Source organism: Massilia rhizosphaerae, from assembly GCF_016093545.1.
In the GTDB taxonomy this organism is placed as follows: domain Bacteria; phylum Pseudomonadota; class Gammaproteobacteria; order Burkholderiales; family Burkholderiaceae_D; genus Telluria; species Telluria rhizosphaerae.
The window spans coordinates 134,492-145,391 of record NZ_JADKYX010000020.1; the positions used below are offsets into that span (position 1 = coordinate 134,492).

Annotated in this window: 11 protein-coding genes; 4 read left to right on the forward strand and 7 right to left on the reverse strand. The window is 64.2% G+C overall.

Annotated elements, in window-relative coordinates; all coding sequences use genetic code 11:
• Nucleotides 1-15 precede the first annotated feature (15 nt).
• From ISF28_RS24360 to clpS, 3 genes are all read right to left on the reverse strand, one after another.
• On the reverse strand, nt 16-1,641 hold the full coding sequence (locus ISF28_RS24360; RefSeq protein WP_198119765.1) for a methyl-accepting chemotaxis protein: 1,626 nt from the start codon (nt 1,639-1,641) through the stop codon (nt 16-18).
• A 189-nt stretch (nt 1,642-1,830) separates the two neighbouring features.
• The gene (gene clpA, locus ISF28_RS24365; RefSeq protein WP_198119766.1) at nt 1,831-4,131 is read right to left on the reverse strand and encodes an ATP-dependent Clp protease ATP-binding subunit ClpA; all 2,301 of its coding nucleotides are present in this window, start codon (nt 4,129-4,131) and stop codon (nt 1,831-1,833) included.
• Nucleotides 4,128-4,430: an ATP-dependent Clp protease adapter ClpS gene (clpS, locus tag ISF28_RS24370; protein ID WP_027864722.1), complete on the reverse strand. Its 303-nt coding sequence runs from the start codon at nt 4,428-4,430 to the stop codon at nt 4,128-4,130. The genes clpA and clpS overlap by 4 nt, the downstream gene beginning before the upstream one ends.
• Nucleotides 4,431-4,756: 326 nt before the next feature.
• Between clpS and cspE the strand changes: the two genes are divergently transcribed.
• Complete coding sequence (gene cspE, locus ISF28_RS24375) at nt 4,757-4,960, forward strand: transcription antiterminator/RNA stability regulator CspE (protein WP_036165387.1); 204 nt, start codon at nt 4,757-4,759, stop codon at nt 4,958-4,960.
• A 156-nt stretch (nt 4,961-5,116) separates the two neighbouring features.
• Here the strand turns inward: cspE and icd are convergent, their stop codons facing one another.
• Nucleotides 5,117-6,370: an NADP-dependent isocitrate dehydrogenase gene (gene icd, locus ISF28_RS24380; protein WP_198119792.1), complete on the reverse strand. Its 1,254-nt coding sequence runs from the start codon at nt 6,368-6,370 to the stop codon at nt 5,117-5,119.
• A gap of 144 nt (nt 6,371-6,514) precedes the next feature.
• On the opposite strand from icd, the gene ISF28_RS24385 reads away from it, so the two are divergent.
• Nucleotides 6,515-7,090 carry a pseudouridine synthase gene (locus ISF28_RS24385; RefSeq protein ID WP_198119767.1) on the forward strand — a complete coding sequence of 192 codons (576 nt, stop codon included), beginning with the start codon at nt 6,515-6,517 and terminating at the stop codon, nt 7,088-7,090.
• A 125-nt stretch (nt 7,091-7,215) separates the two neighbouring features.
• Nucleotides 7,216-7,431, forward strand: coding sequence for a hypothetical protein (locus ISF28_RS24390; protein ID WP_198119768.1), 216 nt, complete (start codon nt 7,216-7,218; stop codon nt 7,429-7,431).
• A gap of 370 nt (nt 7,432-7,801) precedes the next feature.
• Here ISF28_RS24390 and rpsT read toward each other — a convergent pair whose 3' ends face one another.
• On the reverse strand, nt 7,802-8,068 hold the full coding sequence (gene rpsT / locus ISF28_RS24395) for a 30S ribosomal protein S20 (protein ID WP_198119769.1): 267 nt from the start codon (nt 8,066-8,068) through the stop codon (nt 7,802-7,804).
• A gap of 179 nt (nt 8,069-8,247) precedes the next feature.
• Here rpsT and murJ point away from each other — a divergent pair, with 179 nt between their 5' ends.
• Nucleotides 8,248-9,792: a murein biosynthesis integral membrane protein MurJ gene (gene murJ, locus ISF28_RS24400; protein WP_198119770.1), complete on the forward strand. Its 1,545-nt coding sequence runs from the start codon at nt 8,248-8,250 to the stop codon at nt 9,790-9,792.
• A gap of 13 nt (nt 9,793-9,805) precedes the next feature.
• Here murJ and ISF28_RS24405 read toward each other — a convergent pair whose 3' ends face one another.
• Both ISF28_RS24405 and ISF28_RS24410 read right to left on the reverse strand, forming a co-directional pair.
• Nucleotides 9,806-10,510: a type II secretion system protein gene (locus ISF28_RS24405; protein WP_198119771.1), complete on the reverse strand. Its 705-nt coding sequence runs from the start codon at nt 10,508-10,510 to the stop codon at nt 9,806-9,808.
• The gene (locus ISF28_RS24410; protein WP_229519351.1) at nt 10,497-10,898 is read right to left on the reverse strand and encodes a type II secretion system protein; all 402 of its coding nucleotides are present in this window, start codon (nt 10,896-10,898) and stop codon (nt 10,497-10,499) included. The genes ISF28_RS24405 and ISF28_RS24410 overlap by 14 nt, the downstream gene beginning before the upstream one ends.
• Nucleotides 10,899-10,900 lie beyond the last annotated feature (2 nt).

The window sequence follows — 10,900 nt, forward strand, 5'->3', positions numbered from 1 at the left end:
GACGTCGGCAGGAGGTCAAGCCCAGGCCGGCGCCGGCAGCGCGAGGCTCGGTTCGTCGTCGCTGTCCGCGACGCGCACGTGGCGGTCCGCCGCGCCGCCCCGCACGCGGAACGTGGACACGACGTCCGTCAGCCCCTCCGCCTGCGCCCGCAGCATCGCCGCCGCGGCCGCCGCCTGCTCGACCATCGCGGCGTTCTGCTGCGTGGCTTCGTCCATGTCGGCGATGACGCCGCGCACGCGCGCGATGCCGGCCGCCTGCTCCGAGCTGGCGCCGTCGATCGCATGCAGCAGATCGGCCACCTGCTGCACGCGGCCGAGGATCTCGCGCATCGTGCCGCCCGCCGCGCCGGCGATGCCGGCGCCGGATTCGATGGCGAGCGTCGACTCGCCGATGAGATTCTTGATCTCCCTGGCCGCCGCCGCCGAATGCTGGGCCAGGTTGCGCACCTCGCCCGCGACGACGGCAAAGCCGCGTCCCTGCTCGCCGGCTCTAGCCGCCTCGACGGCCGCGTTCAGCGCGAGGATATTCGTCTGGAAGGCGATGCCGTCGATCATCGAGGTGATGTCGCCGATGCGCGCGGCCGACTGGCGGATCGTTTCCATGCGCGCGACCATCTGTTCCACGGCGCCGGCACCCTCTTGCGCCACGCCGGACGCGGCCAGCGCGAGCTCGTTGGCGTCGTGCGCGTTGACGTGGTTCTGTTCGACCGCCTCGGTCAGGTCGGCCATCGCCTGCACGGTCGCGTGCAGGCTGCGCGCCTGCTCTTCCGTCCGGTGCGACAGGTCGCGGTTGCCGGCCGCGATCTCGGCCGACGCGTCGTCGATCGTCCGCGCGCTGTCGAGGACCTTCACGACGGTGGCCGACACGCCGCCCGTCATATGGTTGAGCGCATCGAACAGGCGGCCGATCTCGTCGCCGCGCTCGTGGGCGATGGTGGCGCTGAGGTCACCCTTGGCGACGCGCTCGGCGAGCGCCACGGCGTCCCGCAGCGGCGTGACGATGCTGCGCGTGAGCAGCCAGCCGGCCGCGCAGCCGATCAGCAGCGCGGCCACGCCGAACGTGGGCAGCAGCACGCGGCTGAAGGCGAAGGCTTGCGCCGACGTGGCGGCCATCGCGTGCGCTTCGCGGGTCTGCCAGGCCAGCAGCGCGTCGAGGGCATGGGTGTAGGCGTCGAAGGTCGTGGCCAGCTCGCCGGCCGCCATCTGCTCGACGTCCTGCGTCTTGCCGAGGTCCTTGGCCTGGAACACCTGCCCGCGCACGTTCAGGTAGGCGGCCTTGCGCTGCGCGGCGGCGTCGATCAGCGCGCGCTCGTCCGGCACGGACGGCAGCGCGCGCAGTTTCGCTTCCAGGGCGGCGGCGTTCTTGTCGCCCTGCGCGAGCAGGGCATGGAAATAATCGCCCGCTTCCAGGCTGTCGCTGCGCGCGATGGCGACGGCGCGCACGCCGTTCAGACGCGTCATGCCCAGCAGTTCGGCCGTCATCTGCTGACGGGCCAGCTTGTTGTTGACGAGATCGTCCGTGATGGCGTCCGCAGCCTGCATGCGCCACAGCGCGACGATCGAAATGATGACAATGGCAAGAGACACCGCGGCAAAGGCGCCGATGATCTTGGTGCCGGTCTTGAGGTGTGCGAGTCGCATGGGATCGTGTCTGGAAGGGAGGGATACGAGCGATTATAGAAATGCCATATGACAACAAAATGAAAATTTGTGCCTTACAACAACTCTTTTGTGACATGCGGATGACAGCACGGCATGTCGCCGGACAAAAAAAAGCCCGCGCGAGGCGGGCTTTCGTTGCGGCGATGAGGGATCGCGATCGGGGAGCGCTTATTCGATTTCGACGGTCTCGACCGGCTCCGGCGGCGGCGGGACGTCGCCTTCCGGGAACTCGAGGAACACGTCGTCCTTCTCGTTCAGGTCGACCGTGACGCGGCCGCCGTTCACGAGACGGCCGAACAGCAGCTCGTCGGCCAGCGCCTTGCGGATCATGTCCTGGATCAGGCGGGACATCGGCCGTGCGCCCATCTGCGGGTCGAAACCTTTCTTCGCGAGGAACTTGCGCAGTTTCTCGGTGAAGATGGCTTCCACCTTCTTCTCGTGCAGCTGCTCTTCCAGCTGCATCAGGAATTTGTCCACGACGCGCAGGATGATGTCCTCGTCCAGCGCGCGGAAGCTGATGATCGCATCCAGGCGGTTGCGGAACTCCGGCGTGAACATGCGCTTGATGTCGGCCATCTCGTCGCCCTGCGCCTTCGAATCCACGAAGCCCACCGAACGCTTGGTCAGGCTTTCCGCGCCCGCGTTCGTGGTCATGATGATGATCACGTTGCGGAAGTCCGCCTTGCGGCCGTTGTTGTCGGTCAAGGTGCCGTGGTCCATCACCTGCAGCAGGATGTTGAAGATGTCCGGATGGGCCTTCTCGATCTCGTCCAGCAGCAGCACCGCGTGCGGTTTCTTGGTGATGGCTTCCGTCAGCAGGCCGCCCTGGTCGAAGCCGACGTAGCCCGGCGGCGCGCCGATCAGGCGCGACACGGCGTGACGCTCCATGTATTCCGACATGTCGAAGCGCACCAGCTCGATGCCGAGGATGAACGCCAGCTGCTTCGCGACTTCCGTCTTGCCGACGCCGGTCGGACCGGAGAACAGGAACGAACCGATCGGCTTGTCCTGCTTGCCGAGGCCGGCGCGGGCCATCTTGATCGCGGCCGACAACGCTTCGATGGCCGGGTCTTGCCCGAACACGACGTTGCGCAGGTCGCGGTCGATGGTCTGCAGCTTGCTGCGGTCGTCCTGGTTGACGGTCTGCGGAGGAATCCGCGCGATCTTCGCGATGATGTCCTCGATCTCGGTCTTGCCGATGGTCTTTTTCTGCTTCGACTTCGGCAGCACGCGCTGGGCCGCACCCGCTTCGTCGATCACGTCGATCGCCTTGTCCGGCAGGTGGCGGTCGTTGATGAAGCGCGCGGCGAGCTCGGCCGCCGTCGACAGCGCCGACGCCGAATACTTCACGCCATGGTGCTCTTCGAAGCGCGACTTGAGGCCGCGCAGGATCTGCACGGTCTGCTCGATCGACGGCTCGTTCACGTCCACTTTCTGGAAGCGGCGGCTCAAGGCGTGATCCTTCTCGAACACGCCGCGGAATTCCGTGAACGTGGTCGCGCCGATGCATTTCAGCTGGCCGTTCGCGAGGGCCGGCTTGAGCAGGTTGGACGCGTCGAGCGTGCCGCCCGATGCGGAACCGGCGCCGATGATCGTGTGGATCTCGTCGATGAACAGGATGCCGTTCGGCGTATCCTTGAGCTGCTTCAACACCGCCTTCAGGCGTTGCTCGAAATCGCCGCGGTACTTCGTGCCGGCCAGCAGCGCGCCCATGTCCAGCGAATACACGACGGCATTCTGCAGGATCTCGGGCACGTCTTCCTGGACGATGCGCCATGCCAGGCCTTCCGCGATCGCGGTCTTGCCGACGCCGGCCTCGCCCACGAGCAGCGGATTGTTCTTGCGGCGGCGGCACAGGATCTGGATCACGCGATCCACTTCCTCTTCGCGCCCGATCAGCGGATCGATGCGGCCGTCGGCGGCGGCCTTGTTCAGGTTCTGGGTGAACTGATCCAGCGGGCTTTCCTTGGCCTGGCCTTCGACCTGCGCCTCTTCCACGCCTTCCGACGCCTTCTGGCTGTCGATCTGCTGGTCCTTGCGCACGCCGTGCGAGATGAAGTTGACCACGTCGAGACGGGTCACGCCCTGCTGGTGCAGATAGTAAACGGCATGCGAGTCCTTCTCGCCGAAGATCGCCACGAGCACGTTCGCGCCCGTGACTTCCTTCTTGCCGTTCGACGCCGACTGGACGTGCATGATCGCGCGCTGGATCACGCGCTGGAAGCCCAGCGTCGGTTGGGTGTCGACCTCGCCGGTGCCGGGCACCGTCGGAGTATTGTCGCCGATGAAATTCGTCAAGGTCTTACGCAGGTCTTCGATATTGACCGCGCACGCACGCAGGACTTCAGCGGCCGACGGATTGTCGAGCAGCGCCAGCAGCAGATGCTCGACCGTGATGAACTCGTGCCGAGCCTGCCGCGCTTCGACAAAGGCCATATGTAGAGATACTTCAAGTTCCTGCGCAATCATACTTCCTCCATCACGCACTGCAGGGGATGGCCCGCCTTGCGCGCATGCGTTAATACAAACTCCACTTTGGTACACGCTATATCTTTGGAAAACACGCCGCACACTCCTTTGCCATGGCGGTGTACGGAAAGCATGATCTGCGTCGCCGTCTCGCGATCCTTGTTGAAGTACTCCTGGATGATGGCGACCACGAACTCCATCGGCGTGTAGTCGTCATTGAGCAACGCCACCTGATACAACGGAGGTGGCTTGACTGTCTGCCGCTCCAGCAGCTGTTCGGTATCGTGCTTGGTTGCCATAGGGGTATTCTAAATTGCTTTCGATCTTCGTGTGTGCGGAAACTAACGCCCAAGGTAATCCCATTTGCTTTCCATCTTACGCGTTTTCCAGTCGCTGCGCAGATGGCGGCCCGATTGCCAAAATCAAGAGGTTGTTTTTTAGCGATTGTGAAAATTTTCACAACACGCCCTCAAAACCGCTTGACTTACAAGATTATTGCACCAACAATGCAGTTATTGACATGTACTTATGTACTTGTTGATAAGAAGTGAGCAGGCTGAGGAGGGGGCAAGAAGCTTCTTGCTTTTATGGCTCGTGTGATTTGTTTTTAATCGAAGGTTATTTTATGGCAACAGGTACTGTTAAGTGGTTCAATGATTCCAAAGGTTTTGGCTTCATCACCCCTGATGACGGCGGCGAAGATTTGTTCGCGCACTTCTCCGCGATCAATATGAACGGTTTTAAGACCCTCAAAGAAGGTCAAAAAGTCCAATTCGAAGTCACGCAAGGCCCGAAAGGCAAGCAAGCTTCCAACATCGTCGGCGCGTAAGCTCCCTCGGAAGCAGAAAGCCCCGCTGCGGCGGGGTTTTTTTCTGGCGCAGCCGCCAAGGACCACCTCCTTCCCCGCGTCCCCCTACTATATTAGTAGAGAAAACAAAAAGCCCCGTGCGTGCACGGGGCTTGATGTGCATCAATCAGGCTGCGCTTACATGTTCTCGATCATCACCTCGCCGAAGCCCGAGCACGAGACCTGGGTCGCGCCTTCCATCAGGCGCGCGAAGTCGTAAGTGACGCGCTTCGATGCGATCGCCTTTTCCATCGAACTGATGATCAGGTCGGCCGCTTCCGTCCACCCCATGTGACGCAGCATCATCTCGGCCGACAGGATCAGCGAACCCGGGTTCACGTAGTCCTTGCCCGCGTACTTGGGCGCCGTGCCGTGCGTCGCCTCGAACATCGCGACGGAGTCGGACATGTTCGCGCCCGGCGCGATGCCGATGCCGCCGACCTGGGCCGCCAACGCGTCCGAGACGTAGTCGCCGTTCAGGTTCAAGGTGGCGATCACGCTGTACTCGGCCGGGCGCAGCAGGATCTGCTGCAGGAATGCATCCGCGATCGAATCCTTGACGACGATGTCCTTGCCCGTGCGCGGGTTCTTGAACTTGCACCACGGTCCGCCGTCGATCAGCTCGGCGCCGAATTCCCTTTGCGCCAGCGCATAGCCCCAGTCGCGGAAACCGCCTTCCGTGTACTTCATGATATTGCCCTTGTGGACAATCGTGACGGACGGCTTGTCGTTGTCGATCGCGTACTGGAGCGCCTTGCGCACGAGGCGTTCCGTACCTTCGCGCGACACGGGCTTGATGCCGATCGCGGACGTTTCCGGAAAGCGGATCTTGCGCACGCCCATCTCACGGGTCAGGAACTCGATGACCTTCTTCGCCTCGGGCGATCCGGCGGCCCATTCGATGCCGGCGTAGATGTCTTCCGAGTTCTCGCGGAAGATCACCATGTCCGTCTTGTGCGGCTCGCGCAGCGGCGACGGCACGCCGTTGAAGTAGCGCACGGGGCGCAGGCAGACGTACAGGTCGAGCTCCTGGCGCAGCGCGACGTTGAGCGAACGGATGCCGCCGCCCACCGGCGTCGTCAGCGGGCCCTTGATCGACACGACGTATTCGCGCACGACCTCCAGCGTTTCCGGTGGCAGCCACACGTCCGGGCCATAGACCTGCGTCGACTTCTCGCCGGCAAACACTTCCATCCACGCGATCTTGCGGCGCCCGCCGTAGGCCTTCGCCACGGCCGCGTCGACGACCTTGCGCATCACGGGAGTGATGTCGACACCGGTGCCGTCGCCTTCGATATAGGGAATGACCGGCTGGTCGGGGACGTTCAGCGAGAAGTCCGCGTTGACGGTAATCTTTTGACCATCGGTAGGTACTTTGATATGTTGAACCATCATGTTCTCCGAAGTGGGCGCACGGCGGTCGCGAAGGCGACGTCGACCCGCCGGGTGTGCGATCTCCATTAGAATAGTGGGTGGCCGTCGGTCTTGCCTAAGACGCAACACTGGCATGACATTATGCACCAAAAATCATCCCTCATGTCCCTCATCCTGTTCAACAAGCCCTACCAGGTGCTCTGCCAATTCTCGCGCGAAGGCGAGCGCGCCACCCTCGCCGACTACCTCGACATCCCGAACATCTATCCGGCCGGCCGCCTCGACGCCGACAGCGAAGGCTTGATGCTCCTCACGGACGACGGCCGCCTGCAGCACCAGATCGCCCATCCGGACCACAAGGAAGCGAAGACGTATCTCGTGCAGGTCGATGGCGTCGCCGACCGCGCCAGCCTGGCGCGCCTGCAGGCGCCCATCGACCTGGGCGATTTCACGACGAAGCCGTGCCGCGCGGCGCTGATCGCGGAACCGGACTGGCTGTGGCCGCGCAATCCGCCCATCCGCGCGCGCCAGGACAAGCCCACCAGCTGGATCGCGATCACGCTCGAGGAAGGCAAGAACCGCCAGGTGCGCCGGATGACGGCCGCCGTCGGCCTGCCGACCCTGCGCCTCGTGCGCTCGAGCATCGGGCCGTTTTCGCTGGCGACGCATCCGCTGATGCCGGGCGAATGGATGGAGGTGCCGGCCGCCGCCGTGGGCGGCAAGGAACGGTCGGCTTGACCTAAATCAAGCTTTCCAAAAGTTAATGTAGGCGCGACAAAAACCTGTCAACCGGCAACTCCCGGGGGCCGTTAAGGGAACAGATTCACCGTTGTGGATCACCATCTTCTTTAAAGGAACCCGAAATGTCCAAACTGATCGCTGGCCTGGTTGCTTCCCTGTTCGCCGTTTCCGCTTTCGCCGCTCCGCAAGCAGCGGCCCCGGCAGCATCCGCTCCGGCCGCATCGGCCGCCGCCGAGCAACCTGCCGCTCCCGCGAAAAAGATGAAGAAGCACCACCACAAGAAGGCCAAGAAAGCCGCCGCAGCCGAAGCCGCATCGGCCGAGCCGGCAGCCAAGTAAGCGCCCCGACGCCGATCAAGGCAGCCCGCGGGCTGCCTTTTTTTGCGCCAGTGCAATTCGGGGTCAGAGCACATTAAGCGTCAAATTCGGGGTCAGAGCACTTTTTTCGACAATGTTGCAAGGGAATGAATCGCCGCGCGCGCAGCACGTGCGCCGCGCTAGCGGCTCCGGCAACGTCTAGGTGTTCGGTCGCCCAGAGAGCACGATGTTACCTGGACAACATGTCGCTCAAATGTGCTCTGACCCCGAATTTATGCTCTGACCCCGAATTTATGGGCGACGAAAAAAACCCGCCGGACTTGCGTCGAGGCGGGTTTTTCAGCCACGCTACGCGCGCGGCCGGGGCCGCGCGGGCGTTGCTGTCGGGGTATTAGGCCGACAGGGCCTTGATGGCGGCAGCCAGGCGGCTCTTGTGGCGAGCGGCCTTGTTCTTGTGGATGATTTTCTTGTCAGCGATGCTGTCGATGGTCGACACGGACTGCTGGAAGATCTGGGTGGCGGCGGCCTTGTCGCCAGCCTGGATGGCCTTGCGGACGGCCTTGATTGCGGTACGCAGGGTCGAGCGCTGAGCCGAATTGTGCGCGTTTTGCTTAACTGCCTGACGAGCGCGCTTGCGCGCCTGTGCGGTATTTGCCATGGAATTTCCTAATCGGGGTCAAGTTGCGTTTGCAAACATTCAAACCGGCCCATTCCAGTGCCTGCCAAACGAGTGTCTGCCAACAGAATTCAATACAGCCCTCGATTATAGCGAAGGTTTCATCACAGGGCAAATCCTGGTTCGCTTTTCGTGCAATAGCACAGCTATAATCGCGGCCTATGAACCTACTCAAGACCCTGGCAGCCATCTCGAGCATGACGATGCTGTCCCGTATCACCGGCCTGTTGCGCGACTCCCTGTTTGCCCGTGCCTTCGGCGCCAGCGATTACACCGACGCCTTCAACATCGCCTTCCGCCTCCCCAACCTGCTGCGCCGCCTGTTCGGCGAGGGCGCGTTCTCGCAGGCCTTCGTGCCGATCCTGGCCGAATACAAGAGCCAGAAAGGCGACGCCGCCACTCGCACCCTCGTCGACCACGTGGCCAATACCCTCGTGTGGGCGACCCTGGCGACCAGCCTGCTCGGCATCGTCGGCGCGCCCGTCGTGCTGTACGTCATCGCCAGCGGCCTGACAGGGCCGGCATTCGACGCCGGCGTCGTGATGACCCGCCTGATGTTCCCCTACATCCTGTGCATGTCGTTCGTCGTGCTGGCCGGCGCCGTGTTGAATACCTGGCGCGAATTCAAGATCCCGGCGTTCACTCCGGTGCTGTGGAACCTGTCGTCGATCTTCTTCTCGCTGTTCATGGTGAAGTATTTCGAGGTACCGGTCTATTCGATGGCCGTGGCCGTGATGGTCGGCGGCGCCCTGCAGGTCGGCCTGCAGATCCCGGCGCTGCAGCGCATCGGCATGCTGCCGCGCCTGTCGATCAATCCCCTCGCCGGCCTGTCCGACCCCGGCGTGCGGCGCATCCTCAGGAAGATGGGCCCGGCCGTGTTCGCCGTGTCGGCCGCCCAGATCAGCCTGCTCATCAACACGAACATCGCGTCGCGCCTGGGCGCCGGCAGCGTCTCCGTGCTGCAGTACGCGGACCGGCTGATGGAATTCCCGACCGGCATGCTGGGCGTGGCGCTGGGCACGGTGCTGCTGCCCAGCCTGTCCAAGGCGAACGCGGACAACGATCCCGTCGAATACTCCGCCCTGCTCGACTGGGGCCTGCGCCTCACGTTCCTGCTCGCGCTGCCGGCCGCCGTCGGCCTGGCCACGCTGGCCAATCCGCTGATCGCCACCCTGTTCAACTACGGCGCCTTCACCGCCCACGCCGTCACCGCCGCCACCGCGCCGCTGATGGCCTATGCGGCCGGCCTGCTCGGCATCATCCTCGTCAAGATCCTCGCCCCGGCCTTCTATGCGCGCCAGGACATCCGCACGCCGGTCAAGATCGCCGTCGGCGTGCTCGTCGCCACGCAGTTGATGAACCTGGTGTTCGTGCCGCGGCTCGGCGTGGCGGGACTCGCGCTGTCGATCGGCCTGGGCGCCTGCATCAATGCCAGCTTCCTGTTCACGGGCCTGCGCCGGCGCGCCATCTATGTGCCGCATGCGGGCTGGCTGCCGTTCTTTGCCAAGGTCGTCGCGGCCGTCGCGCTGATGGGACTCGTCGCGTGGTTCAGCCAGGCGCAACTAAACTGGGCCGCGTTGCACGCCCACCCGCTGCTGCGCATCGGCGCCCTGTTCCTCATCATCGGCGCCTCCGCCGCCGTCTATTTCGCCGCGCTGCTGGCGCTGGGCTTCCGGCCGCGCCAGTTCATGCGCCGCGCCAAGTGAGGCACCGCGCCGGCTAGCGGCCGTCGTCGACGGCGGCCGGCGGCGCCGCGTCGGACTGCGGCGCGCCCCGCTCCGGAAACAACGACGGCTGCTCCGGCGCGGGTTTCGCGGGCGTCGGCTGGAACAGCGACGGCTGCTCCGGCGGCGGGTCCGCGGGCGCCGGCTGGAACAGCGACGGTTGTCCCGGCTGGTTCTGCGCCTGCGACTTCTGCGCCAGCACCTGGCCCTGCATGATCGCCTGCCCGGTCGCCGCGAACTTCCAGTCGGAGATGTGCTGCTTGTTCTCGAAACCGGAAAAGCGCGGGCCGAAATTCGCCTGCTTCAGCGGCTTCGCCGTCGACAGGCTGTACACGGCCAGCACGCCGCGCCGCTCGCCGGGATTGGCCCACACGATGCCCCACTCGGCCTTGCCCGTCAGCGGGTCGACGAAGATCTTGCGCAGGTGCCGGCGCACGCCGGGAAAGCGCGGATCCTTCAACAGCTCCTGCAGCGTCGGCGGCTGCCGCGGCTGCCCCTTGGGCGTCGCCTCGGCATACGTGCGCAGGGCTTCGCCGAACGCGGCGCCCGTCTCCAGCAACTCCTGCTCCGCCGCCGCGCGCCGCAGCAACGAATCGACCTTCAGCGTGGCCGCGCCGACGAGGCCGATCACGGTCACGAGGATCACGAGCCCGAGGTAGGTGAACCCGCCCTCGCGCGGCAAGGGCTTACCATTCCGCATACGGCTTGCCGTTGCGGCCCGTGCCGGGCGCGCCGCTGTGGATGTCGTAGACGCCGCCCTTGTCGCCTTCCGCCGGCGGGACGATCGTCCAGGCCGAATCGGTGTCGGCGATCGGATCGAACGGCAGCGTCGGCAGGTAGCGTTTCTCGACCAGCTGCTGCAGCGATTCCGGATAGCGTCCGGTGTCTTCGTGGAACTGGTCGATCACGGCGCGCGTATTGCGCAGGTTCTCGGCCAGGATGGTCTCCTTGGTGCTGTCGATCTTCGGGAAGAAGCGCGGCACCGCCAGCGTCAGGAGCAGCGCCACGATGGCCAGCACCACCAGCAGTTCGATCAGCGTGAAACCCCGCTTGCGCCAGTTGCACCGGTTGCGCATTGTCTTGTCCATGG

Bases quoted from the DNA above. Each gene is read 5' to 3' on its own strand.
- cspE (WP_036165387.1), top strand. From the start codon at position 4,757: ATGGCAACAGGTACTGTTAAGTGGTTCAATGATTCCAAAGGTTTTGGC.
- clpS (WP_027864722.1), bottom strand. From the start codon at position 4,430: ATGGCAACCAAGCACGATACCGAACAGCTGCTGGAGCGGCAGACAGTC.
- ISF28_RS24360 (WP_198119765.1), bottom strand. From the start codon at position 1,641: ATGCGACTCGCACACCTCAAGACCGGCACCAAGATCATCGGCGCCTTT.
- ISF28_RS24385 (WP_198119767.1), top strand. From the start codon at position 6,515: ATGTCCCTCATCCTGTTCAACAAGCCCTACCAGGTGCTCTGCCAATTC.
- ISF28_RS24405 (WP_198119771.1), bottom strand. From the start codon at position 10,510: ATGCGGAATGGTAAGCCCTTGCCGCGCGAGGGCGGGTTCACCTACCTC.
- clpA (WP_198119766.1), bottom strand. From the start codon at position 4,131: ATGATTGCGCAGGAACTTGAAGTATCTCTACATATGGCCTTTGTCGAA.
- icd (WP_198119792.1), bottom strand. From the start codon at position 6,370: ATGGTTCAACATATCAAAGTACCTACCGATGGTCAAAAGATTACCGTC.
- rpsT (WP_198119769.1), bottom strand. From the start codon at position 8,068: ATGGCAAATACCGCACAGGCGCGCAAGCGCGCTCGTCAGGCAGTTAAG.
- ISF28_RS24410 (WP_229519351.1), bottom strand. From the start codon at position 10,898: ATGGACAAGACAATGCGCAACCGGTGCAACTGGCGCAAGCGGGGTTTC.
- murJ (WP_198119770.1), top strand. From the start codon at position 8,248: ATGAACCTACTCAAGACCCTGGCAGCCATCTCGAGCATGACGATGCTG.
- ISF28_RS24390 (WP_198119768.1), top strand. From the start codon at position 7,216: ATGTCCAAACTGATCGCTGGCCTGGTTGCTTCCCTGTTCGCCGTTTCC.